This is a genomic window from Allorhizobium ampelinum S4 (genome assembly GCF_000016285.1).
GTDB classification, from domain to species: Bacteria; Pseudomonadota; Alphaproteobacteria; order Rhizobiales; family Rhizobiaceae; genus Allorhizobium; species Allorhizobium ampelinum.
In genome coordinates this window covers 2,237,606-2,260,711 of the sequence record NC_011989.1, presented here as the reverse complement: position 1 = coordinate 2,260,711, position 23,106 = coordinate 2,237,606, and the positions used below count along the sequence as shown (strand labels likewise).

Genomic DNA, 23,106 nt, shown 5'->3' with positions numbered 1-23,106 from the left:
GGGAAATTCCATGTCGATCAAATCTCATGCACGGGCCGTGGTGATCGGTGGTGGCGTCGTCGGCGTTTCCACGCTCTATCACTTGGCCAGGAAGGGCTGGAGCGATAGCGTGCTGATCGAGCGCAAGGAGCTGACCTCAGGCTCGACATGGCATGCCGCCGGTCTGCTGCCGCTGTTCAACATGAGCTATTCGGTCGGCCAGATCCACAAATACTCGGTGAAGTTCTATCAGGAGCTTCAGGAAGAAACCGGCATGAATGTCGGTTTCAGCAAGGTCTCCAATATTCGTCTCGCCCGCAGCAAGGATCGCTGGGACGAGTTTATGTATTACGCCGGGATTGCCGAAACCATCGGCGTCAAGGTCAACATCCTGACGCCTGAACAGGTCAAGGAGATCTGGCCGCTGTGTGAAACGGAAGGCTTGCTCGGCGCCATCCAACATCCCGACGACGGTTACATCCAGCCCGCCGACCTGACCCAGGCGCTGGCCAAGGGTGCCCGCGACCGTGGTGCCACAATTTACCGCAACACCACCGTAACCGCGATCGAGCAACAGCCGGACGGCTTGTGGAAGATCACCACCGACAAGGGGGAGATCACAGCCGAACACGTAATCTCCTGCACCGGCAATTTTGCCCGCAAGACCGGCGAAATGGTGGGCATCAATATTCCGGTCATTCCGGTTGAGCACCAGTATATCGTCACCGAGCCGCATCCGGCCATTGTTGAACGCAAGGCCAAGGGCCTGCCGGAAATGGGCGTGCTGCGCGAGGCCGACAGCGCCTGGTACATGCGCGAGGAAAATGGTGGCCTGTTGCTTGGGCCTTACGAAGTGGGCGCGCCGGTCTGTTATGTCGATGGCCCGTCCGATGAGAGTGAATACGAGCTGTTCCAGGAAGAACTCGACCGGCTGATGCCGCATATCGAGACGGCCATGGTGCGGGTGCCGGCCTTTGGCGAAGTCGGCATCAAGAAAGTCTATAACGGCGCCATCGCCTATACGCCGGACGGAAATCCAATTGTCGGTCCGGCGCCGGGATTGAAGAATTTCTGGCTGAACGAGGGCCATTCCTTTGGCATTACCGCTGCTGGCGGTGCAGGCTGGCAATTGGCGGAATGGATCGTCGATGGCGAATCCACCCTCGACATGATGGGTGCCGATCCGCGCCGCTTTGGTCCTTATGCGACAGAAGGCTATCTGATCGCCAAGAACGAAGAAGCCTATGCCAATGTCTTCACCATGCATTACCCGGATGAGGAGCGCGCTGCCGCCCGTCCGTTAAAAACCACGCCGGTCTATGACCGGTTGAAGAAGATGGGTGCCGTCTTCGGCTCCGTCTATGGTTGGGAGCGTGCCAACTGGTTTGCGCCCGAAGGCTATGAAGTGCCAAAGAACGAGCTTGGTGTTGGCGTCGATGTCATCACCAATCACAATTATGCAGCCCCGACCGAAGATGGCCGGGTGGTGGAAAAATGGTCGTTCCGCCGCTCAAACTATTTCGAGCATGTTGGCAATGAGGTGAAGCATGTCAACGAGCATGTCGGCGTGCTCGACATGTCGGCCTTCGCAAAGATGGAAGTGTCCGGTCCCGGCGCACGGGCCTGGCTGGACAGCCTGTTTGCCAATGCCATCCCGAAGAAGCGTGGCCGTATCGCGCTGTGCCACATGCTGACCCAGCATGGCGGTGTCCGTGCTGAATTCACGGTTTATGAATGGGCTCCGAACCGGTTCTATCTGGTGTCGGCTGGCGCTTACGAGGCCCATGACCATGATTATCTGCGCAAGCTGGCTCCAACTGATGGGTCGGTCAAGCTTCAGCAGATCACCCAGAAGCTCGGCGTGCTGGTTCTGGCCGGGCCAAAGTCGCGGCAGGTCTTGCAGAAACTGACCCGTACCAGCCTTGATAACAAGGATTTCCCCTGGCTGACCGGCAAGGAAATCTCGGTTGGCGTGGCGAGTGCCCATGCATTGCGCGTCAATTTTGTCGGGGAACTGGGTTGGGAATTGCATCACCCCATCGAGATGCAGGCCTACATTTTTGACAAGCTGATGGAGGCCGGTGCCGAATTCGACATCAAGCCTTTCGGAATCCGCGCCATGCTGTCGATGTCGGTCGAGAAATCCTATCGCCTGATCCCGAGGGAAATGTCGATCGAATACAACGCCTATGAATCGGCGCTCGACCGTTTCATCAAGCTCGATAAGGACTTTATCGGCAAGGAGGCTCTGGTTGCCTATAAGGAAAAGGGTCTGAAATGGAATTTCGCCACCCTGGTTGTCGAAGGTGTGGCGGATGTCGATGCTCGCGGCTCGGAAGCGATCTACAATGAAACGGGCGATCTGGTCGGGCGTGCAACCAATGGCACCTATGGATGGCGCATCGGCAAATCCATCGCGCTCGCCATGCTGCAACCCGGCTATGCAACTGAAGGCACCAAGCTGAAGATCAAGATCCTCGGCGATCTCTATGACGCGGTGGTTGTGGGCGAAAGCCCGTTCGATCCTGATAATGCCGCTCTCAGGGCTTGAGAGTGGTAAAATGGAACCAGATATTGCTTGAAGTGGCGTTTGGAAATAGTTGCTGTTTTCCGAACACAGGACGGATGGCAATGTTTGAAACCTGCCGTCGATAGACGACGCGCTGAATCTATCCAAAAAGGCGGCCACCTCTGGGCCGCCTTTTTGTTCTTATTAAGCATAGAAGGTATAACGCCCCGTTTCGATTAATATTTCAGCAATCGGTCATGTCTATATTGCGGCAAGATCTCTTGTTCAAAGGCGTGTCATGACCTATCTTGGCGTTTCAGGAATGCAATATTCCGGCGAAAAATTTCCGGACGCACGTATTATCGTCGCAGAAGACTCCAATGTCTTTACATCCATGATCACGCAACGTTTGAAAGAGATTTTCAATATTGATGCGGAAATCTGCCGTACCTATGAAGATTTGATGGCCGCAAACGAGCTTTCCGACGAGCCTGTTACATTGGCAATCTCCAATATCAACCTGCCGGGCGCCGAAAATGGCGAGGCTTTGGAATATCTGACCGATCTGAACATTCCAACTGTTGTCTTTACCAGCACGTTCCACGAGAAAACCCGTGAAAAGCTTTTGGCCAAGGATATTGTCGACTATATCCTCAAGGACAATATTTTCGCGGTTGAAATGCTGATTGAGTCCGTCTGCCGCTTTCTCACCAATCACAATCACCACGTGCTGATCGTTGATGACAGCCCGACGGCGCGCGCTTTGCTGTCGAGCCGCTTGAAGCGCTACAATTTCCGGGTCAGCACGGCGGATAACGGTGCCACGGCCCTGCAACTGCTGAAGAGCAATGCCGATATCGGTCTGGTCGTGACCGACTATAACATGCCTGATATCGATGGATTTGAACTGACGCGGCGTATCCGGGCTGTGCGCGGTTCGCATGAACTGCGGATCATCGGCGTGTCGTCCTCGTCTGACCGTTTGCTGTCTGCGCGTTTCCTAAAGGTTGGCGGCAATGATTTCATGCTGCGCCCGTTCATCGACGAAGAATTCTACTGCCGGGTCAATCAGAACCTCGATACGCTGGTGCAGATCCGCGCCGGGCGCAAGAGAAACCAAGCCGCAGCCTGATCTTCCTGCCCAATATCAAGATGAAGGTGCATCAGAAACGTCGTCTTGATATTACAGACCAGTGCGTTTTTTATAGGCGGCGCTACAACGCTTTCTATATTCTGCGTCATTCCTTAGATCTATTCGGATTTAAGGAATGACGGATTTAAGCGCTAAACAGCTTGTGACAGATTCCATCTCGATCTCTCATACAGACAGGTGATGCTGAACAGTGGTCATGTGACGGTCACGGTTTCCATCGGGGTGACGGAAGTGGGTGGGCGTGTGGTCTTCGACTATGACCTGCATGCGGCCGATCAATATCTCTACCTGGCCAAGCCAGGCCGACGAAACCGTGTCTATTGCGACCATTTGCATATGTGTGGATGTGTTCTTTTACAAAAGATTTCTCCTATAGCGGTGGCCGGTTCAAGGAGCCGTGCTATATAGGCGCCTCTGTTGCACATAGTCCGTTTCCGGGAGTGGAGACCGGTGGGGCGCATGGCAAGGTCCGTGTTGTCGCATTGTCTCGACAGTCCAGGAGGCGGACGTTCAGGATTGTCTGCAAGCATGGCGTCTATCGTATCGATCAAGTCCCTCACCAAGACCTATTCCACCGGTTTTTCGGCATTGAAGGATGTGTCGCTGGAGATCGAGGAGGGCGAGATCCTCGCTCTGCTCGGCCCCAATGGCGCGGGTAAGACCACGCTGATTTCCATCATATGCGGCATCGTCAATCCCACTTCCGGAACGGTTGTTGTCGATGGTTACGATGTCGTTCAGGATTTTCGCCAGACCCGGGCGCTGATTGGCCTCGTGCCGCAGGAACTGACCACGGATCAGTTTGAGACCGTGTGGAATACCGTGGCGTTTTCGCGCGGGTTGCATGGGCGCAAGGCCGATCCAGCCTATCTTGAGGGAATATTGAAATCCCTGTCGCTCTGGGGAAAGCGCGATGCGGTGCTTCGGGAGCTTTCCGGCGGCATGAAGCGCCGGGTGCTGATCGCCAAGGCGCTGTCCCATGAGCCGCGCGTGCTGTTTCTGGATGAACCAACGGCAGGGGTCGATGTCGCGCTCCGCCGCGATATGTGGAACCTGGTGCGTGATCTGCGCAGCCGGGGCGTCACCATCATTCTCACCACCCATTATATCGAGGAGGCCGAGGAGATTGCAGACCGGATCGGCATCATCAACCAGGGCGAGGTGCTGCTGGTGGAGGACAAGGTGGCGCTGATGCGCAAGCTTGGCCGCAAGCAGATGATCCTGGACCTGGCCGAGCCGCTGAAAAGCCTGCCGGGGCGGCTGGACGAATGGCGCCTCAGCCTCGCGGGCGAAGGTCGCCAGATCGTTTACGATTATGAGCCGCAGGCAACGCCCGGCGCCTTGATGGCGCTTTTGACGGCGTTGGAAACCTCCAGCATCGCTGTGGTCGACATCTCCACCAGGCAAACCTCGCTCGAGGATATTTTCGTTTCGCTGACCGGGGGGAAATCATGAATTATACCGCAGTCTGGGCCATCTACCGGGCCGAAATGCAACGGATGCGCCGCACCCTGATGCAGAGCCTGATTTCTCCTGTCGTGTCGACCGCACTTTATTTCATCGTGTTCGGTGCGGCGATTGGCACGAAAATGCAGACCGGAACTGCGGTGGGATATGGCGGGTTCATTACGCCGGGACTGATCATGCTGACGCTGATTTCGCAATGCATATCCAATGGCGCCAATGGCATCTATTTTCCCAAATTCACCGGTACCATCTATGAAATTCTCTCGGCGCCGATTTCGTTGGGTGAGGTTCTGCTGGGCTATGTCGGGGCGGCGACCACCAAGGGGATGATCGTCGGCCTGATCATTCTGGCCACATCGACGCTGTTCGTCGATATCCGGGTGGATCATCCGGTGCTGATGCTGGTCTTTATGGCTTTAACGGCGATGTCCTTCAGCATGGCGGGTTTCATCATCGGCATATGGGCGAAGAATTTCGAACAATTGAGCATGGTGCCGATGCTGGTCATCCCGCCGCTTACCTTTCTGGGTGGGACATTCTACTCGATCAACGCTTTGCCACCTGTCTGGCAGATGATCAGTCACTTAAACCCGGTCTTCTACCTGGTGAGTGGTTTCCGTTGGAGCTTCTTCGGGGAGGCGGATATCAATCCACTGATCAGTCTGGCGATGATCGGCCTGTTCCTGACCCTCTGCCTTGCTGTGCTGACCTGGATGTTCCGCACCGGCTACAAGCTGAAGGCCTAGAATTTGTCTTGGGGAAAGTGGAGTCCCTGCTTTCCCGAAAGGACAAACGCACAAAATACGCCGTAACGCTCTGTATTTGTTGCGTAATTTTTAACCGTCACCGGTTTGAGGGATTATGCAGTCGCGTCATGATCTGCCATGGCGATGGGTGGTATGGTGCCGCCGATGATATCCCTCATACAGTTCACCTCATCGATTGGTACCCATCCTCTCGTATAACCAAGACTGATTGCATTTGACGCAATTGCCAATTGCTGACGCAAATGATGCACATCGTCCAAGAGCGTGGCGATGGCGGCTCTTGCATCGCCGTCGTGCCATTCAATAAGATGAGCAATCCGGTCGGCTTCCGGGGAACCAGACTTTGAGCACATATCGAAGATCTCCTGTGAAAGCAGGCTGTCAGCGTATCGATACGCTATATTGTTCTTGTTATGTTCTTGTCAATGAAGAGTCAAGGATGATGTGTGGCTCCATCGTTTCTGCACAGGGTATGCCGAACTGGAGGCAATTTTAGACTTTCTGTCTCATTATTCCTGCGGAACCCGGCTCGAATATAGTTTCAGAAATTTTAGAACGAGGTTTTTCGGAAATTCCTCTTGCGCTTCTTTTCGATCCGTTCTAAATGCCCGTCACCACACGCTTTTAAGTTATGGAATGGCCTCGTGGCGGAGTGGTTACGCAGAGGACTGCAAATCCTTGCACCCCGGTTCGATTCCGGGCGAGGCCTCCATTCCCTTTGATTTTACTTGGTATTTTGGTTCTTATCATTACACCCGGAATTTGGTGTACTTTTCCCTATGTGGATATTCACGCTCTCGCCGAAGTTTAAGAGCGACATAGTCCCGCTGGCAATCAGCTTTTGTCGAGCCTTCCGCGTATAGAGATTTGCCTCCTTCGCGTTCTCCCATCCGAATATCGCTTTCAACTGTTCCTCAGTCGCGCCGTTCTCCGCTGCGATCGTTGCTCCTGCCTTTCTCAGCCCATGAGCTGAACAGTGCGTCAGGCCAGCCTCTTCGTATCCAAGAGGCTCAACAGCAGTCGCAACAGACAGCTCAAGAGTTCTACGATACTGCCAGTCGGGGTTCTCGGACGTGGTCATCCAAGATGCGGCACAGGCGATGCTAACCGCCTGCAATGGGCGGCTTGCCGAGATCGGCGGCACCTATAAGCCGTTTATCGGCGTGTCGGACGAACCCGTCATGACCTTCACCGATGCCGATATGCCTGGGCGCAGACCAATGGCGACATTGACGAACTGAAGCGCTGGCGGGTTGCCGTAGAAGGTCGGCTTGGCAATACAGACGGCAAGATCGAGGAAAGCTTCAAGGTCAACGAGGTAGAACTGCGCAAGCTTGACAATCTTGCCTATCGCATCGATGTCGCGGAGCGATCCGCAACGTCGATCTCGGCCGCGATCAAGGAGCTGCAGATCACGGCCAGCGGGCAAAGCGGCGATCTGCGGGTTATGCGTGAAATCTTGCAGCGGATCGAGGCGGGGCAACGTGGCGTTCCGCCTCTGCCACCCTATGAGCGATGATCAGCCAAAAACCCCGGCAGCATCCTGACGGGGTTTTTTGTGATTTAGAACACCGCAATGTACTTCAGCAGCGAAAGGATACCGATGATGATTACGACGAGACGGGCTATCTGTTTTGCCCGGCCATCAATCGGCAACATGCCAATGAGATAGAGAATCAGTACAATCACCAGGAAGGTGATCAGGATGCTGATGAGAATTGAAGTACCCAAAGCCCCACTCCTAAAGACGCTTGATTGCGCCGTGCGGTGGAACCTAATGCTGTGATTTCAAAAGGAAAGGGGCATTGACGTGCCCCGTTGAAATAATTCATTTTGAAGTAAGCTCTGGCCCATCTGATGTGCACCCCGGTTTTGAGCCACCGGGAGCTGGAATTTCCCGGGGTTATGGCTCAGGTCGGCGGTGGTGCCGGTGAGCCGTTCATAAGCGAAATCGGCACCTTGTTGCCGATGGCGCTGTGTGGCCGGAACTCGTTATAATCTCTGCGACAATCCTCCATTTTTACCCGTGCGTCGTCAAGGCTCATAAACCAATGGGCGTTCAGACACTCGCTCCTGAACTTGCCGTTGATGGGGAAGACGGCCCCGCTCCGAACCGGTTCGTCGTATAGTGAAGAGCCAATTCAACCAGGAGCCATTGACATGACTATCAGCACAATAGGCCTCGATCTGGCCAAGCATAACTTTCACGTCCACGCAGTCGATGCCGCGGGTTCGGTGGTTAGAACCGCCGCGCTTCGGAGAGGCGAGATGATCAAGTTCTTCCAGAATGCAAAGCCATGCCTCGTTGGTATGGAAGCTTGCGCCACCGCGCACTATTGGGCTCGCGAGCTGATGAAGCTCGGCCACGAGGTTAAATTGATCCCGCCTTCGTACGTTAAGCCATTTGTGCGGCGCGGCGCAAAGAATGATGCCGCAGACGCTGCAGCCATTTGCGAGGCCGTCCGACGGCCTCATATGCGCTTCGTCTCTATCAAGTCTGAATCCAATCAGGGCTTCCTGATGTTGCATCGAGCTCGAGGTCTGCTTGTAAGACAAAGGACCATGACAGTTTGCGCGATCCGCGCTCACCTTGCTGAGTTTGGAATCATCTTCGGTCAAGGTCGACAACGCATCGAGACCATAATGCCGTCGATAGAGGACGTCGCAGCCTCGTTGCCAGAACAAGCTCGGTTCGCATTGAACAGCCTGATCCGCATGGTCGGTGAGTTGAACACACAGATAGAGGGAATTGAGATGAAGCTGGCGGAAGTCGGTCGCTCAGATCCAGTCTCAAGCCTTCTGTCGTCGATCCCAGGTGTTGGTCCAATTACATCTACAGCCATCGCTGCAACCGTTCCGGACGCGAGAATGTTCCGCTCTGGCCGAGAGTTTGCCGCTTGGCTGGGCCTAACACCACGTCAAAACTCAAGCGGGGGCACAACTCGACTAGGTGCCATCACCAAACAGGGAGATGCGTACCTACGTCATCTGCTTGTGATCGGTGCCAGGAACATCGTTCGATATCCAAAGGCTCGAGCGAAAGTCGGGGGAGCTTGGATCGACGCTTTGCTGCACCGACGGCGTCCCATGATCGTGGCCGTCGCCGTGGCCAACAAGCTCGCTCGGATCATCTGGGCGATGATGACAAGTGGAGAGATGTTCAGAGAGGCACACGCAAAGATAGTGTAACGCAGCAACCCAAAATCCAGATGGCGTAAGGTGCAGAAGCAACAGATGGTCACTCAGCGGAGCTGAGGATCGAGCAAGCCCGGAGAGCTTTAAGCGCCCATTCAAGCGCGTCCCGTTGATGAGGCCTCGATCCGCGTACTCCATCTGGGCCAGCGACCATAATATCGGTCGCATCCAAAGGCCGTATACATGAACGCACCCGAATGATGACCTGAACTTGTAAGAAGCCTCTTGCGCCCGCGGGGCCGTCTATACATAAAGCTTTCGATGAAGCTGTTGTCCGTCGGCTTGCCAGGCCGGGAGACTTCGAGCACTACACCCTTGTGATAGGCCCACAGATTGAGATCACGAGAAATGAATTCACTTCCGTTTGGGTTCTTGCTGTACCGGCGTGGGTTTCAGGCGATACGGCCAATGTAGCTCTCATTGTTGAGAATGCAGGTACCGCGGCTCATATGGCCGCAGATTGAGGTATCGTGCCACTTCTTGCCCCGAGGTCTGGGCACGTTTTCCTTATTGAGGCAGACCGTGTCAAAAGTTCTGCGGCAGCTGACTTCGTATAACCGCAAGCTTTGACACCAATTCGACGACTGATTGCCCCACGTCCTGTGTTGCAGTGTCGATAACGAAGGGGCTTTGTCCCCAATCGTCGTAATGCCGGGAGGCAACTTCTTCCCAATTGGGCTTTTTCAACCCCTGAACATCGGTCACCCGTGTTTCAACCCGTCGACGATGTTCATTTTGATCGGAGCAGATAACCTCTATTTCAACTGATGGCACTGCCGAGCGCGCTGCAACCGATAGCCAAGCATCTCGCGTCACTTTCAAGCAATTGACGGAATCGGCAATGACTGTGTTGCCCAGCGTCAGATTGTCTTCCGCGATCCCATAGGCGACCATATATCCCGCTGGGCCGACCTCAGATTTTAACATAGCAGAAGCTCGTATGTTTTGCTCGACTGTATCAACGCGAACATGAACCGCCCCCAACTCCTTCGCCAAGGCACGAGCGAGCGTCGTTTTTCCAGTGCCTGGCAAACCGCCAAAAATAATGAGCACTAATAGTGACCTTCCATATGTTCTTATCCATCGGAACCCTACCCGAGGATTCCCGATTCCATGATGCCATGGTATATTTTGATATGGCACATTTATCAGGAACAGACCGCTCGCAAATGCTGCTTCTTCCTGAAGTGGTGGACGATTACGTCGGCCCGGACAACCCGGTCCGGTTCATCGAAGCCTTCATCGATGGGCTGGATTTGCAGGCATCCGGTTTTATACGTGTCGAGCCCAAGCTGACGAGTCGTCCCGGTTATGACCCGGCCGATTTGCTGAAGCTCTACCTGTATGGCTATTTGAACCGGGTTAGGTCGAGCCGTCGGCTTGAAGCCGAGACGCATCGCAACATTGAAGTGATCTGGCTGCTGCGGCGGTTGACGCCGGATCACAAGACCATCGCCAACTTTCGCCGGGTGAACCATGCCGCCTTTCGACAGGTGTTCCGGGAATTCGTCATCCTGTGCCGGCAGCTCGATTTGTTCGGCCGGGAGCTGCTGGCGGTGGATGGCACGCGCATCAAGGCCGTCAACAACAAGGAGCGCAACTTCACGCGGGCAGCTCTGACAAAGTTTATCCGCGAGGCGGACGAACGGCTGACCGAGTACATGAAGCGGCTCGACAACGGCGATGCACAGGAAGAGAATACCGGCGGCGGCGGACCGCGAGCAAAAAACCTCGCTGAGAAGATCACGGCGATCAAAGGAAAGCGCGACCGCCACAAGGCGTTACTCGACGAGCTTGATCGCACCGGCGAGGACCAAATATCACTTACTGATATGGACAGCCGCGCCATGGCGCGCATGACAAAGGTCGGCGTCGGCTACAACATCCAGCTTGCCGTCGATGTGAAGCACAAGCTGATCGCTGAACAAGAGGTTAGCAACCAGGTGGTCGACATGGGACTGCTGACGCAGGCGACGCAGGCGGCGATGGACAATCTTGGCGTTGAGCAGATCGAGGTGGTTGCCGATCGCGGCTACTTCAAGGTCGAGGATATCGAGGCATGCGAGAAGGCGGGCATCACCGCCTATGTCCCCAAGCCATTGCGAGGAGCCGCCGTCCGCGAGGGGTTCTTTTCCAAGGACGAGTTCCGCTATAACGCCGAGAAGGATGTCTACGTCTGCCCGGCGGGAGAGCACCTCTCACCGCGATATGAGAAGAAAACGCGCGACCTGAAGCTTGTCGAATACTGCAATCGTGAAGCTTGTCGATCATGCGATCTTAAGGCGCATTGCACCCATGGGTATCGACGGGTCGGCCGTGTCGAGAACGAGGCGGTTCTTGATCGGATGGCCGCACGCCTTGCAGCCAGACCCGAAGTGCTCGACCAGCGGCGCGAAACCGTTGAACATCCGTTCGGGACAATCAAACAGTGGATGTATCAGGGCTCGTTTCTCATGCGGCGACTGGAAAACGTCCAGGGCGAATTCAGTTTGACGGCGCTTGCCTATAACATTCGAAGAGCCATCACCCTCGTCGGCGTTGCTGGCCTAATCGGTGCCGTCAGGGCATAAAGGTGCTGTCTATATGTCGAAACCATAGACAATAACCTGAAAAACGAGGTGAAATGCCTACAACAGGCTCATAGCGTGGATCAGCGCGAAACTGAAAAATCCCCGCCGCGATTCAAATCCAGTACCATTTTCCGTCGCAGGCAGACTTTTGACACGTTCTGTAGGATTTTCGCGATATCAAGTGGCGAAATGCGATCGGCGTACATCTTGAAGATCCGCCGGACGATCTCGGCCATGGCAGGATCGATGTCGCGTACCCCTTTATAGCCCTTGTTGCGAGGATCTGATGGAAGGTGACAAGATCTTTGCAGCCTGGGCGACAGAATCGATCAATTACATTCAGCCGTTACAATAATTTCGACCCTCAGATCGGGTCTAGCCAGTTTTGCTTGAGCGCAAGCGCGCGCTGGCGCTTGATTTTCAGGCACCCACGTGTCCCACACAGAATTCATCTCAGCAAAATCGCTCATATCTGCCAGCCAGATGATGGCTTGCAACATCTGTGATCTGGATGAGCCAGCTTCGATGAGGAGTGCATCTATGCGGCGTAAGCATTCCTGGGTTTGCTCTGCCACGCTGTCGCCAGCATTGCCAACCTGACCGCACAAGTAGACGGTGTTATTGCACTTGACGATTTTGCTCATGCGGGCGGATGTGTGTTGTCTTTCGATGGTCATCAGCTTTTCTCGTCCTTTATGTTGGCCAGTTCGGCCAGTTCCTGCAATGTCACGGGCTTGAGGGGAGATCGAATGCGGTAGGCACCAACCTGATCTTGTGTCTGACCTGTCTCGGCAGCCAGCAGTTCCGTTACAGTCAAGCCGCAAAATCGCCCCTGACATGGCCCCATGCCTGAGCGGCCGAATGACTTTGTCTGGTTTGGTCCTGTGCATCCAAGCGACGCATAGCGGCGAATATCGCCTGCGGTCACTTCCTCGCAACGGCAGATAATCGTGTCATTGTCAGGCCGCAAAACTGTCTCTGATGGTGGATAAAGCGTGTCGAGAAACGGACGGATTGCAAGCTCACGCTGTCGGGATATCAAGAATGGCGCAGCATGGATATTGCGCTGGTCTTCAGTCAATATATCGAGGCGCAGAAGAGCATTGAGCGCCGTGATCCGACCGGATAAGGCCGCCACTTTCGCTCCACCAATTCCCGCACCATCTCCTGCAATCGAGACCATAGGATGCGACGATTGACCGTAAGTATCCGTCACGGGATGGAAGCAATGCTGGGCTTGGTCGTAACTGTGCTCAAGCCGCAAGGATCGCGTGATCTGCGTATTCGGCACGACCCCTTGATGCAACAACACGGTTTCCGTTTCGATCTGATGAGTCTCACCCCCAGCCCGAAACCTGACCGCTTGTGTCGTGTGGCTTCCGATAATCTCAATGGTACTCGCAGCCTTAAACCGGCGCACGCCCGCCACTTTGAGCCTTGCGATCAAACTCAGCCCCTTCAAAAGCTGCCGCCAGCCTCTCACCGCACCATTGATGTGGCGCAAGGCCGCGACCATGTCGTGGCGTGTCTGGGTTTCGACCAGTGCTTTTGGGCGCGCGCCCGCCTTCAGCATTTGTGCCGCGACCAAATAGAGCAGCGGCCCGCAGCCAACAAGAACGGCACCTTGCGCAACCATAGCACCGCTTTTCATCAGGATCTGGGCTGCACCTGCCGTCATTGTTCCGGGAAGCGTCCATCCTGGCAGCGGCACTGGGCGCTCCATGGCACCCGTTGCCAAAATGATATGCCGAGCATGAAGCTGTCGGGTGTGCCCATTTTCGCTGAAGGTCACAGTGCCAGCGACAGTGACACTCCAAACGGTAACGCGCGCGTGTATGATCGCACCCGATGCCATAAAGTCCTTGGCCAAAGACCTGCCTGCGCGATAGTCCGTCCCTAAAATCTTATCTTGTCGGGGGCTAGCCTTCATGACATTGCGGTATATCTGGCCACCCGGCGTAGGCTGCTCATCCAGAATACAAACCGAAGCCCCGTGTGCCTTGGCTTCGATAGCGGCAGCCATGCCCGCAGGACCGGCTCCAATGATGATGATGTCAAAGTCAGGTTGCATGATTATTCACTTTCCGCGTGGACTGGCACGCGCTCAACCTTTAAGCCCGGCTCTACGACGGTCATGCAGGCTTGTACGGTTTCACCATCAATGGACACGAGACAATCGTAACAAGCACCCATCATGCAAAATGGACCGCGCGGCGCGCCGCTGACGGGCGTTTCGCGAAGAGCCGTATGACCTGCGCTGAGGAGCGCTGCTGCCACGGTCATGCCGGGCCGGGCAGTCATGTTCGACCCATTGAAGAAAAAGGTGACGACTGTTTCGCCAGGCGCGTCTTCGAACGATCTAAACATGAAATCTGCTTTCACTGAAATGAGACAGGTCAGGTGCGGTGTTGCGACCCAAAACCCAATCAGGCAGCAACCGGGCATGGGCTGCCGAGAGGGTTATCCCGCTATGGCACGTGACGAATGTCGCTCCGGAATATTGAGCCGAGCGCTGATAGATCGGAAGACCATCTGGCGACATGATGCGAAGAGCCGCCCAACTGCGAACAAGTTTGACCTTCGCGAGGTGCGGAAAGACATCAATGGCGTGCTGTGCAAGCCCCGCTGTTGTCTCCAGATCCTCCCCGTCGTCCAGACCTACCTCTGCTTTGGTGGCGCCGATTTGGACTCCGCCTTCGTTGACCTGCCGCAAAGTCCCTGAAGGATAGCGCATGAAAAAGGGAAGTTTCTCTGTTATCAGCACCTGTCCCTGTAGAGGGCGAATGGGGACTTTAAAGCCGAGCTTGTGACCAAGCGACAAGGCTCCCAATCCAGCTGCGAGAACCAATCCTTCACCTTCAACCGTGCTGCCGTCTTCAAGGTGGGCTGTGAAATCGCGGTCTTTCGCCGTGATATCCTTCACTTTTGCCCGGGTTCTAATCACCCCACCCGCTGTTCGCACGGCCATTGATAAAGCGCGCAGCAACAAAAGCGGGTTCACATGGCCGTCCATTGGAGAGTAGATACCACCGACCACCTTTGGCCCTATTTCGGGCACAAGCTCCTTGACCTGCTGATGGTTCAAAGCCTCGAATGGATAGTCACCGTCTACCGCGCCGCGCAACGTTTCCAGAGCAACAAGCTGCTGTTCCATTGCGCCTTCATCGGTGAAGTAATCAATTCCACCGATCTGACTGAGCGCGACATCCAAACCAGTGTCGCGGAGCAGGTCTTGCGCGTAATCTTTCCACAAGCTCGCGGATTGGCGCGTCCATTGGGCATAGGCGGGGGCTTTGCTGCCTTTGCCTTGCACCCAGACCAAGCCAAAATTACCGCGTGATGCCCGGAAATCGCCATCGTCGCCGTCAAGCACAATGACTTGCTTGCCTTGGCCCAGCAACCCGTAGGCCACGGAGAGGCCAACGACACCGCCGCCAATAATGATAATGCTCATAAGTCAGTTCTTCCCAACGAAAATTTTGTCCAGCCCGTAGAACCGGTCAAGGATGAGCATGAAGACAAATGTCAGCACGATCAGCACAGTGGAGACAGATGCGACCAAAGGGTCGATCGTGTTGGTGATGTGGTTGTACATTTTAACGGGAAGCGTCTGCGTGGCGGGTGCCGCAACAAAGATACTCATTGTCAGCTCGTCGAAGCTGGTGATGAAGGCCAGCAACCAACCGCCAGCGACGCCCGGCAAAATGAGGGGAAGCGTGATCCGGCGAAAGATGGTGAATTTGGAGGCACCAAGCGTCGATGCCGCATGTTCTGCATCACTCGGAAGTCCCGTCAACGAGGCTAGGGTCAACCGCAATGCGTAAGGCGTCACCAGCACGACATGGGATGCAACAAGACCGGAAAACGTGCCTCCCAGACCGATTTTGGCGTAGAATTGCAACAGAGCCACGCCGAGAACGAGGTGTGGGATCATCAGCGGCGACATCAGGAAGGCGGCAATCGTATCACGCCCGAGGAAGTGATGACGGGCAATGGCCAGCGCTGCGGGCACCGCAAGCAGGACAGCAATAGACGCTGAGATCAGCGCGAGCCAGATGGATAGCCAGAAAGCGGAGGTGAAATCTGGATTATCAAAAATCGCGCGAAACCACCTGAGCGACAGGCCATCTGTTGGCAAGGAAAGATACCCCTTGTCCGTAAACGCGACGGCTATGACCATGAAAAGCGGCGCGAGAATGAAGAGCACAAATATCGCATGAAAAATCAGAGCGATCGGACCAAGACGCTGCATCACGGGCTCCTATTCAAAGACTTTGGCAAAGCGCCGCTCAACCAACTTATTGTAGCTGGTGATGATGACGACGTTTGCGACGAGCAAAAGCAGGGCGATGGTGGCACCAAGCGGCCAATTCAATGTGTTGAGATATTGGTCATAGGCAGCGGTCGCGACCACTTTTAAACGCCGTCCGCCAATAATGGCAGGCGTTGCAAATGCACTGGCCGTGAGGGCAAAGACCATAATGCTGCCCGATAGAATACCCGGCATTGCCTGCGGCAAGGTAATGCGCCGAAACACGGTGAGTTTCGATGCGCCAAGCGTCAAACCTGCATTTTCGCTCTGCGGGTCAATCTTTTGCAAGGAGGCCCAAACCGAGATGACCATGAAGGGGACAAGCACGTGCACGAGCGCAATTGTCATGCCCGCAAAGGTGAACATCAGGCTCATCGGTCGGTCGCTGAAGCCGAGGCCTTGCGCCACCATGCTGAGAATACCATTACCGCCAAACAGCAATGCCCAGCCTAGAGTGCGCACCACGACAGAAATTAGCAAAGGGCCAAGAACGACAAGGAGAAAAATGGACCGCCAAGGGTTGCCGAGCCGCGACAGGATATAGGCTTCCGGTACGCCAATCAGCAAACAGATCAGCGTGACCAGCAGTGCGAGACCAAAGGTGCGGGAAAAGATCTCATGAAAATAGGAATCTGTAAGCACATCGGCATAATTGGTGAGGGTCCAGCCAGGTTGGATACCGGTGGTAAAATCATACGCATGAAAACTGAGTAGCAGGGTCAACACCATTGGTGCCCCCAAGAGGACTGCATAGAAAATCAAAGCGGGTGCTGCCTTCAGATAGGCCATTTTTGTGCGGGACTGGTTTGTCATCACGCCGTCTCCGCAAATATGCTCATGGCCGTTGCGGGCCAATCAAGCCATGCGATGTCACCTTGGGCATAACCCGCTTCGCCAGTGTTGGGCTGGGTCACAAACAGATCGCCCAAGCTGCCGGAGACACGGTAGAGCCAGCTTGCACCCAGAAAAATTGCAGCCTCAACGCGGACCTGATGGCCCGGAGCATTCGCAGTCATCCGGAATTTCTCAGGGCGAATGGAGAGCGTCACGGGTGTGCCAGTCGTCAGATCATGGTTTCTTACCAGCACGGTTTCACCACCCACATCGACGGTCTGCGGACCGGAAACAATAGCACTCAACAGATTGGTCTTTCCGACGAAGTCTGACACAAAGCCATTGGTTGGGCGCTCATAAAGCTCCAACGGTGTGGCAATCTGCGCGATATCACCTTGCTGCATGACCACAACCCTATCGCTCATCGACAGGGCCTCTTCCTGATCATGGGTTACCAAAATGGTTGTGACGCCGAGATCCTGTTGCAGCAATCGTAGTTCGATCCGCATGTCTTCGCGCAGTTTCGCATCGAGGTTGGAAAGAGGTTCATCCAACAAGAGCAGGGGAGGCTCAATCACCAGTGCCCGTGCCAAGGCAACGCGCTGTCGCTGACCGCCTGACATGTCTTTAGGAAATCGCGCGGCAAACTGCTCCAACTTGACCTGCTTGAGGGCGGCACGAGCGCGTTCAATCCGCTCGACCTTCGCAACACCACGCATCTCCAGGCCGAATGCGACATTTTCCAACGCAGTCATATGGGGAAACAGGGCATAGGTTTGAAACACGATGCCGAGCCCTCGGCGGTTTGGTGGTGTCTTTGTGATGTCGCTGCCGTCAAGAATGATGCTTCCAGCAGATGGATCCACAAGGCCCGCAATCATTTGCAGCGTTGTTGTCTTGCCGCAGCCGGAGGGGCCAAGCAGGGAGATGAACTCACCGCGCTCGACAGACAGGCTTATGTCGCGCACAGCGGGGAGACCGGCAAACGTTTTGGAAAGATTATTGAGAGAGAGAAAGGCCATGCTGGAACCTCAGAAGGCTGAAAACAGGGAGGCGCTGGCGGATCGCGCGTGCCTCAGTTTTAAATGGCTCAGCGCTCGACGCGCCTGGTCCATTCCTTCGTCCAGTCGCCACGGGCTTTGTTCACGACGGAGTAATCGATTGTGACCATGGAGTTCACGCGCTGTGCACCAACGGGCAAGGCACCGATCTCATTGTCAGGCACCACGACCTTTTCATTGACCGGACCATATCCCAATGCCTTGACGAGCAGGTTTTGGACATCCGGTGAGGTGATATAGCCAATAAAATTTTGAGCAAGATCTGGCAGTTTTGAGCCGGTCACAGGACAGGCTGCTGTCAACAAACTAACGGCACCTTCCTTGGGGTACACAAAACTAACGGGAAAACCGGTATCGGCCAGAGATTTGACGCGACCACTGCCCCAAACCGCCAGGGCGATTTCGCCATTCTGGAACAGTTCTGACATTTTGCCCGGTGACGGCTCATAAGCCAACACGTTTTGATTGATTTCGGTTTCGAACATTTTGAAGCCGGGCTCGATGTTGTTTTCACCACCGCCATTGATTTTGGCTTCCATGATCAGGGCATGCAAACCGTATCCATTGGTAATCGGTGGTATCGAGATCAAACCCTTGTATTTCGGATCGGCAAGATCGCGCCATGACGTTGGCGCGGCCCAACCTTTGTCAGCAAACATTTTTGTATTGTAAACGAGGCCCGTGGCAATGAAACCGATCCCGACAGCTTTGTCTTCGGGCAATTTTGCTGATGCGTATAGGTCTTTGAAAGTTTCAGACTTGACCGGAGCACAATAGCCAAACTGGATTGCTTGCGTCATTGGCCCATCGTCAATCATGGCAACGTCAATTTGCTGAGCACCAGCCTGAGCACGTAATTTTGCCAATGTATCCGTTGAGTTGCCTGATATGTAAACAACCTTGGTGTTGTTTTGCTGTTCCCATTTCGGGATGATATTTTCTTTAAACAACGCCTCTGTGGAGCCGCCGGAGCCTGCAACATAGAGTGTTTTTTCCTCTGCGTGTGCAAAGGACGCGGTTATTGCAACGATCATCGCGGTTGTAAGTATGTTTTTCATGACTTCCCCTTTTTTGTTGTGTCAGAATTCGCTTTGTTTGATCATATATCAAATTCATTTTTCAGCGGTTTTCATGCTGAAATGTTATGAACTATCTCTCCGTGAGGCCACTTTGATGAAGCTTAACCATCGACAGCTTGAAGCCTTTCGCGCCATGATTGAGACCGGCAGTGTCACGGAGGCATCGAAACGGATTGGCGTCACCCAGCCGGCAGCAAGCCGCCTGATTTCCGATCTGGAATATGCGATAGGTTACGCATTGTTTTTGCGTGAAAAAAAGCGATTGACGCCGACCCCTGAGGCAATGGCTCTCTTCGAAGAGGTTGATCGTTCGTATATTGGATTGGGCCTCATTGGCGACGCTGCACGCGATATTGGTGCCAACCGCCGCGGCGCATTGCGCATCGCCAGCCTACCCGCTATGGCTCTTAGCTTCTTGCCGAAAGTCATTTCAAAATTTTGCGAAGATAAGCCCGACATCTCAGTCGATATGCAAATTCATAGCTCCCAACGGGTTATACAATGTGTGGCATCCCAGCAATTTGATCTCGGATTTGCCGAAATTGATAGCCTCCACCCGGCCGTAAAATCCCAGGCTTTCTTCGAATCACCAATGGTCGCCATCCTGCCAAAGCATCACCCTCTTTGCCGCAAAGCGACGCTTACACCGCAGGACTTCAGCAACGAAAATTTTATTGCACTCGGTTCAAACTACACAATGCGCAAGAGGATCGATGCGCTTTTCTTGGCGAACAATATTACTCGGAAAATACAGATTGAAACCCAGTTATCCATGGCTGTTGCCAATCTGGTGGCCAGTGGAGCAGGCGTTTCTATTATCGAAGCGCTAACGGCAAGTAGTTTTCGGGGTCTGAATTTAGTTGAAGCGAGACCGTTTCTCCCTGAAATCACTTACACCTATAGGGTTCTGTCTCCGGCCCACCGTCCAATATCGTTGCTGACAGCTTCATTTATTAACGCTACGCGAGATGCATTGATGAAATTTGATGTGTCCGGACATGCGTTATAGCTAAGGGGGCATGGGCAATTATGGGGTGGGGCAAAGAAATGCTCGGTCATAGCGCATCAAATGTTTTGGACCGCGCCGGGTTTGCCGGAGATCCCAACTCCTGAGAAATAGGGTTTATGACAAGCAAAACGACGAACAAATTCTCTCCTGAAGTCCACGCCCGCGCCGTTCGGATGGTGTCGGAACATGAATCCTAGCGCCGAGGTTCGCTTCCGGGCGATGCCTGCATTCTCTTCTAGCAATAGAATCAGCTAGTTATGGCGCCTTTTAGGTCGCCTTTCAATGCGTTCATGTTGCACTCCTGTTGCATCCCGCTCCCTTTGATTTTCAATGGTTTTCGGCCACTGCCGTCAAATCCATGCAACATGCGCGACGCTCTGGCACGTCGACAAAAGCTGAGGGCAAATGACTTATTACAAGACGTCTGAGGAAGTGCTGAGTGGGCTACGCGAGATTGCAGATATCCGGCGAAACGGGGCGCACTCCAGGGTTACTGTTATTGAACGCTGTTCCCTTGCTGAATAATTCGGACCTTGCAGCGGACAGCTCTTTATCTTCATGGTTTTGAGCGACCGGCTTTCCTCGAAAGGCCTTTATGAATGATCGTTTTCGATCATTTTCTCCCTAGCATTAAATCGGTCTGCAGAAACACGGTTATTTACCCAGATTTGTCATAGGAGCGTCACCCATTCACGATAGATATCGCTCATAAGTGATCGATATGCATCAAATTGATGACAAGGGGCGGCCGGTGTTGACACAAGCGGAAGATCGTCAGGCGAAGATTGTCGAGTTGCTGCGCGAACAGAATTTCGTCGACATCCGTACGCTGACAGACCGCTTTGATATTTCGGTGGCGACCGTTCGCCGCGACCTTGGTGAGCTTGAGGAGGCGGGGCTCATTCGGCGCACCCATGGCGGTGCCGTTAATGTCAATCAGGTCGCGCAGGATGCAACGAACGCTGCGCGGCTTGTCTTGAAGCAGGCGGAAAAGGCCGTCATCGCCGATGTCGCCGCGCGCATGGTGACCGATGGCGACACCGTGTTGCTAGATGCGGGTACCACCGCGCTGGAAGTGGCCAAGAAGCTGACCGGGCGAAGCAGCCTGACGTTCATCTCGAACGGGCTCGACATTATTGCTGAACTGACCCGTTTCGATGGACAGAACATCTATTCCATCGGCGGTGAGTATACGGAGACAAATCGGTCCTTCCGTGGCCCCTTGGCGGAGCAATTCATCCGCCAGTTCAATGCCGATAAACTCATTCTCAATGCGGCCTCGATCGATATTGATCGTGGTCTGATCTGCACGGGGTCGCCACTGAACGCAAGCGTGGCCCGCGCCATGATCGAGGTGTCGAGGCGGGTGATCGTTGTGGCGGATCATTCAAAGTTCACAAAATTCAGCCTTTCGGTCGTCGCGAAGATCGAGGACGTCGGCGTCATAGTGACCGACTCCGGCACGAAATCCATCATCGATGCCGCGCCTGAGAGGCTGCGGAAGAAGTTCGTCATCGCGAACTAGGCAAATCGACATTTCCATCAACAGCATCTTCCAACCAGGAGACAACAGATGCTTAAGGCCAACCGTAGAAAATTCATGATCGGCGCAAGCGTCGCGGCGCTTGCCTCGACCGCAAGTGCCAGATTCGCCTTCTCTGCCGAGCGCCGCGCGTTGAAGATCGGCGTCAACGGCATTCCGGTTACGTTGGAGCCGATCAACGCCATCAGCAATGTCGGTCCCCGCATCGTCAACCAGATTTTCGATACGCTTGTCGTGCGCGATTTCTTCAGCAATGGCGCGCCGGGCAACGGCATCAATCTGATGCCCTCGCTGGCCGAGAGCTGGGAACGGATCGACGACAAATCGGTGCGCTTCAAGCTGCGCCAGAAGGTGATGTTTCACGATGGCGTCGAAATGACCGCAGACGACGTCGCCTACACCTTCTCTTCGGAACGTCTCTGGGGGCCAGACGCGATCAAGGTGATCCCGCTCGGCGGTTCTTACGCGCTTGATTTCGACGAACCGGTTGTCGAGGACAAGTACACTGTGGTCATCCGCACAAAGACCCCGACGCCCCTGACCGAGTCCTACATGGCATCCTGGATGGGTCGCATCGTTCCCAAGGCATATTACAAGACGCTTGGAACGGCCGCTTTTGGTAACAAACCGGTTGGAACGGGTCCTTACAAGTTCGTCGAGTTCGTTGCCAATGACCGCGTTGTCATCGAAGCCAACGACGCCTATTGGGGTCTGAAGCCGACAGCATCTAAAATCACGTACCAACTTGTTGCCGAACCCGCAACGCGCGTCGCCGGCCTGATCAGCGGCGAATACGATATCGTCACGACGTTGACGCCGGACGATATGGCGTTGATCAACAGCTATCCCGACTTGGAGACGCGTGGGAATATCGTCGAAAACTTCCACATGTTCACCTTCAACATGAACCAGCCCGTCTTCCAGTCGAAACCGCTTCGCCGCGCCTTGGCGCTTGCGGTCAATCGTCCACTGATCGTTCAGTCACTCTGGATGAACAAGGCGACGATTCCGAATGGCTTCAACTTCCCGAACTACGGCAAGACCTTCGATCCGAACCGTCGCGCCATGGAATACAATATCGAGGAGGCCAAGCGCCTGGTGAAGGAAAGCGGTTACGACGGTACGCCGATCACCTACCATACGATGGGCAACTATTATGCAAACGCCGTTCCCGCCTTGATGATGATGATCGAGATGTGGAAGCAGATCGGCGTGACCGTGGTGCCGAAGGTCTATGCACCGGGCGGCGCACCGAAGGATCAGGACAGCTATATGCGCAACTGGTCCAACGGCCAGTGGATGACGGATGCCTGGGCGACGATGATCTGCGAATTCGGACCCAAGGGCCAGGTTCAGAAGCGTTGGGGCTGGAAGGCGCCTGCGGAGTTCAACGATTTGTGCACGAAGGTATCGCAAATACCTGACAGCAAGGAGCGTTTCGACGCCTTCAACCGCCTCCGTGACATCTTCGAAGAGGAAGCGCCGGCCGTGATCCTCTACCAGCCCTTCGATGTCTATGCCGCACGCAAGGACGTTCACTGGAGGCCAATCAGCTTTGAGATGATGGAATTCCGCAACAACCTTGCTTTCGGCTGAGCAACCTGTCGAACCGGCGGTGCGCATGCATG

At 54.6% G+C, this 23,106-nt stretch carries 23 protein-coding genes, 1 tRNA gene and 2 pseudogenes; 10 read left to right on the top strand and 16 right to left on the bottom strand.

From position 1 onward, the window contains the following. Positions 1–16: 16 nt before the first annotated feature. The 4 genes from AVI_RS10730 to AVI_RS10715 all read left to right on the top strand — a co-directional run bounded on the left by AVI_RS10730 (position 17) and on the right by AVI_RS10715 (position 5,854). Entirely contained in the window at positions 17–2,530 is a 2,514-nt protein-coding gene (locus tag AVI_RS10730; RefSeq protein WP_041698070.1) for a GcvT family protein, read from the top strand. A 256-nt stretch (positions 2,531–2,786) separates the two neighbouring features. Continuing rightward, positions 2,787–3,620: a response regulator gene (locus AVI_RS10725; RefSeq protein ID WP_015916382.1), complete on the top strand. Its 834-nt coding sequence runs from the start codon at positions 2,787–2,789 to the stop codon at positions 3,618–3,620. A 549-nt stretch (positions 3,621–4,169) separates the two neighbouring features. Further along, positions 4,170–5,096: an ABC transporter ATP-binding protein gene (locus tag AVI_RS10720; protein WP_015916380.1), complete on the top strand. Its 927-nt coding sequence runs from the start codon at positions 4,170–4,172 to the stop codon at positions 5,094–5,096. Then, positions 5,093–5,854 carry an ABC transporter permease gene (locus tag AVI_RS10715; protein ID WP_015916379.1) on the top strand — a complete coding sequence of 254 codons (762 nt, stop codon included), beginning with the start codon at positions 5,093–5,095 and terminating at the stop codon, positions 5,852–5,854. The genes AVI_RS10720 and AVI_RS10715 overlap by 4 nt, the downstream gene beginning before the upstream one ends. A 113-nt stretch (positions 5,855–5,967) precedes the next feature. Here the strand turns inward: AVI_RS10715 and AVI_RS10710 are convergent, their stop codons facing one another. Beyond that, positions 5,968–6,228, bottom strand: a complete 261-nt coding sequence (locus AVI_RS10710) for a hypothetical protein (protein WP_015916378.1) — start codon at positions 6,226–6,228, stop codon at positions 5,968–5,970. A 285-nt stretch (positions 6,229–6,513) separates the two neighbouring features. Between AVI_RS10710 and AVI_RS10705 the strand changes: the two genes are divergently transcribed. Next, positions 6,514–6,587: transfer RNA gene (locus tag AVI_RS10705), tRNA-Cys, on the top strand. Positions 6,588–6,599: 12 nt separating this feature from the next. Here AVI_RS10705 and AVI_RS10700 read toward each other — a convergent pair. The 4 genes and pseudogenes from AVI_RS10700 to AVI_RS29585 all read right to left on the bottom strand — a co-directional run. Then, entirely contained in the window at positions 6,600–6,956 is a 357-nt protein-coding gene (locus AVI_RS10700; protein WP_080516984.1) for a tyrosine-type recombinase/integrase, read from the bottom strand. A gap of 63 nt (positions 6,957–7,019) precedes the next feature. After that, the gene (locus tag AVI_RS10695; protein ID WP_041696732.1) at positions 7,020–7,358 is read right to left on the bottom strand and encodes a hypothetical protein; all 339 of its coding nucleotides are present in this window, start codon (positions 7,356–7,358) and stop codon (positions 7,020–7,022) included. Between the two features lie 80 nt (positions 7,359–7,438). Further along, complete coding sequence (locus AVI_RS31070) at positions 7,439–7,606, bottom strand: Thivi_2564 family membrane protein (RefSeq protein ID WP_015916376.1); 168 nt, start codon at positions 7,604–7,606, stop codon at positions 7,439–7,441. A gap of 179 nt (positions 7,607–7,785) precedes the next feature. After that, positions 7,786–7,965 (bottom strand): annotated as a pseudogene (locus AVI_RS29585) (integrase core domain-containing protein); the annotation flags it as partial. A 70-nt stretch (positions 7,966–8,035) separates the two neighbouring features. On the opposite strand from AVI_RS29585, the gene AVI_RS10690 reads away from it, so the two are divergent. After that, positions 8,036–9,064 carry an IS110 family RNA-guided transposase gene (locus AVI_RS10690; protein WP_015916374.1) on the top strand — a complete coding sequence of 343 codons (1,029 nt, stop codon included), beginning with the start codon at positions 8,036–8,038 and terminating at the stop codon, positions 9,062–9,064. Positions 9,065–9,321: 257 nt separating this feature from the next. Here the strand turns inward: AVI_RS10690 and AVI_RS30530 are convergent. Both AVI_RS30530 and AVI_RS10685 read right to left on the bottom strand, forming a co-directional pair. After that, positions 9,322–9,435: pseudogene (locus tag AVI_RS30530) on the bottom strand (IS3 family transposase); the annotation flags it as partial. A 160-nt stretch (positions 9,436–9,595) separates the two neighbouring features. Further along, positions 9,596–10,123, bottom strand: coding sequence for a P-loop nucleotide/nucleoside kinase family protein (locus AVI_RS10685; RefSeq protein WP_015917609.1), 528 nt, complete (start codon positions 10,121–10,123; stop codon positions 9,596–9,598). A 68-nt stretch (positions 10,124–10,191) separates the two neighbouring features. Between AVI_RS10685 and AVI_RS10680 the strand changes: the two genes are divergently transcribed. Next, a complete protein-coding gene (locus tag AVI_RS10680; RefSeq protein ID WP_272481454.1) occupies positions 10,192–11,640 on the top strand; it encodes an IS1182 family transposase in 1,449 nt (482 codons plus the stop codon). A gap of 80 nt (positions 11,641–11,720) precedes the next feature. On the opposite strand, the gene AVI_RS31065 is transcribed toward AVI_RS10680, so the two are convergent. The 9 genes from AVI_RS31065 to AVI_RS10640 all read right to left on the bottom strand — a co-directional run bounded on the left by AVI_RS31065 (position 11,721) and on the right by AVI_RS10640 (position 18,905). Further along, on the bottom strand, positions 11,721–11,876 hold the full coding sequence (locus AVI_RS31065) for a hypothetical protein (protein ID WP_187152352.1): 156 nt from the start codon (positions 11,874–11,876) through the stop codon (positions 11,721–11,723). 93 nt (positions 11,877–11,969) lie between these two features. After that, a complete protein-coding gene (locus AVI_RS10675) occupies positions 11,970–12,317 on the bottom strand; it encodes a RidA family protein (protein WP_041696730.1) in 348 nt (115 codons plus the stop codon). Next, complete coding sequence (locus AVI_RS10670) at positions 12,317–13,711, bottom strand: FAD/NAD(P)-dependent oxidoreductase (protein WP_015916372.1); 1,395 nt, start codon at positions 13,709–13,711, stop codon at positions 12,317–12,319. The genes AVI_RS10675 and AVI_RS10670 overlap by 1 nt, the downstream gene beginning before the upstream one ends. A gap of 2 nt (positions 13,712–13,713) precedes the next feature. Next, on the bottom strand, positions 13,714–14,007 hold the full coding sequence (locus tag AVI_RS10665; protein WP_015916371.1) for a (2Fe-2S)-binding protein: 294 nt from the start codon (positions 14,005–14,007) through the stop codon (positions 13,714–13,716). Then, complete coding sequence (locus AVI_RS10660; protein WP_015916370.1) at positions 14,000–15,094, bottom strand: NAD(P)/FAD-dependent oxidoreductase; 1,095 nt, start codon at positions 15,092–15,094, stop codon at positions 14,000–14,002. Before AVI_RS10660 ends, AVI_RS10665 begins: the two co-directional genes overlap by 8 nt. Before the next feature lie 3 nt (positions 15,095–15,097). Next, positions 15,098–15,892 (bottom strand): ABC transporter permease, encoded by a 795-nt coding sequence (locus AVI_RS10655; RefSeq protein WP_015916369.1) that lies wholly within the window; start codon positions 15,890–15,892, stop codon positions 15,098–15,100. Between the two features lie 9 nt (positions 15,893–15,901). Then, a complete protein-coding gene (locus tag AVI_RS10650) occupies positions 15,902–16,765 on the bottom strand; it encodes an ABC transporter permease (RefSeq protein WP_041696728.1) in 864 nt (287 codons plus the stop codon). Beyond that, the gene (locus AVI_RS10645) at positions 16,765–17,808 is read right to left on the bottom strand and encodes an ABC transporter ATP-binding protein (protein ID WP_015916367.1); all 1,044 of its coding nucleotides are present in this window, start codon (positions 17,806–17,808) and stop codon (positions 16,765–16,767) included. The genes AVI_RS10650 and AVI_RS10645 overlap by 1 nt, the downstream gene beginning before the upstream one ends. 68 nt (positions 17,809–17,876) lie before the next feature. Further along, complete coding sequence (locus tag AVI_RS10640; RefSeq protein WP_015916366.1) at positions 17,877–18,905, bottom strand: ABC transporter substrate-binding protein; 1,029 nt, start codon at positions 18,903–18,905, stop codon at positions 17,877–17,879. Positions 18,906–19,020: 115 nt separating this feature from the next. Between AVI_RS10640 and AVI_RS10635 the strand changes: the two genes are divergently transcribed. The 3 genes from AVI_RS10635 (at position 19,021) to AVI_RS10625 (ending at position 23,074) form a co-directional block, all read left to right on the top strand. Further along, a complete protein-coding gene (locus AVI_RS10635; RefSeq protein ID WP_015916365.1) occupies positions 19,021–19,935 on the top strand; it encodes a LysR family transcriptional regulator in 915 nt (304 codons plus the stop codon). Between the two features lie 721 nt (positions 19,936–20,656). Beyond that, entirely contained in the window at positions 20,657–21,460 is an 804-nt protein-coding gene (locus tag AVI_RS10630) for a DeoR/GlpR family DNA-binding transcription regulator (RefSeq protein WP_049777184.1), read from the top strand. A gap of 48 nt (positions 21,461–21,508) precedes the next feature. Beyond that, a complete protein-coding gene (locus AVI_RS10625; RefSeq protein WP_015916363.1) occupies positions 21,509–23,074 on the top strand; it encodes an ABC transporter substrate-binding protein in 1,566 nt (521 codons plus the stop codon). Positions 23,075–23,106: the final 32 nt, after the last annotated feature.

Coding starts and splice junctions, on each gene's coding strand:
- AVI_RS10655 (WP_015916369.1), bottom strand. CDS start 15,892: ATGCAGCGTCTTGGTCCGATCGCTCTGATTTTTCATGCGATATTTGTG.
- AVI_RS10660 (WP_015916370.1), bottom strand. CDS start 15,094: ATGAGCATTATCATTATTGGCGGCGGTGTCGTTGGCCTCTCCGTGGCC.
- AVI_RS10640 (WP_015916366.1), bottom strand. CDS start 18,905: ATGAAAAACATACTTACAACCGCGATGATCGTTGCAATAACCGCGTCC.
- AVI_RS10710 (WP_015916378.1), bottom strand. CDS start 6,228: ATGTGCTCAAAGTCTGGTTCCCCGGAAGCCGACCGGATTGCTCATCTT.
- AVI_RS10670 (WP_015916372.1), bottom strand. CDS start 13,711: ATGCAACCTGACTTTGACATCATCATCATTGGAGCCGGTCCTGCGGGC.
- AVI_RS10715 (WP_015916379.1), top strand. CDS start 5,093: ATGAATTATACCGCAGTCTGGGCCATCTACCGGGCCGAAATGCAACGG.
- AVI_RS10720 (WP_015916380.1), top strand. CDS start 4,170: ATGGCGTCTATCGTATCGATCAAGTCCCTCACCAAGACCTATTCCACC.
- AVI_RS10675 (WP_041696730.1), bottom strand. CDS start 12,317: ATGACCATCGAAAGACAACACACATCCGCCCGCATGAGCAAAATCGTC.
- AVI_RS10625 (WP_015916363.1), top strand. CDS start 21,509: ATGCTTAAGGCCAACCGTAGAAAATTCATGATCGGCGCAAGCGTCGCG.
- AVI_RS10635 (WP_015916365.1), top strand. CDS start 19,021: ATGAAGCTTAACCATCGACAGCTTGAAGCCTTTCGCGCCATGATTGAG.
- AVI_RS10650 (WP_041696728.1), bottom strand. CDS start 16,765: ATGACAAACCAGTCCCGCACAAAAATGGCCTATCTGAAGGCAGCACCC.
- AVI_RS10645 (WP_015916367.1), bottom strand. CDS start 17,808: ATGGCCTTTCTCTCTCTCAATAATCTTTCCAAAACGTTTGCCGGTCTC.
- AVI_RS31065 (WP_187152352.1), bottom strand. CDS start 11,876: ATGGCCGAGATCGTCCGGCGGATCTTCAAGATGTACGCCGATCGCATT.
- AVI_RS10665 (WP_015916371.1), bottom strand. CDS start 14,007: ATGTTTAGATCGTTCGAAGACGCGCCTGGCGAAACAGTCGTCACCTTT.
- AVI_RS10725 (WP_015916382.1), top strand. CDS start 2,787: ATGACCTATCTTGGCGTTTCAGGAATGCAATATTCCGGCGAAAAATTT.
- AVI_RS10690 (WP_015916374.1), top strand. CDS start 8,036: ATGACTATCAGCACAATAGGCCTCGATCTGGCCAAGCATAACTTTCAC.
- AVI_RS10630 (WP_049777184.1), top strand. CDS start 20,657: ATGCATCAAATTGATGACAAGGGGCGGCCGGTGTTGACACAAGCGGAA.
- AVI_RS10680 (WP_272481454.1), top strand. CDS start 10,192: ATGGTATATTTTGATATGGCACATTTATCAGGAACAGACCGCTCGCAA.
- AVI_RS10700 (WP_080516984.1), bottom strand. CDS start 6,956: ATGACCACGTCCGAGAACCCCGACTGGCAGTATCGTAGAACTCTTGAG.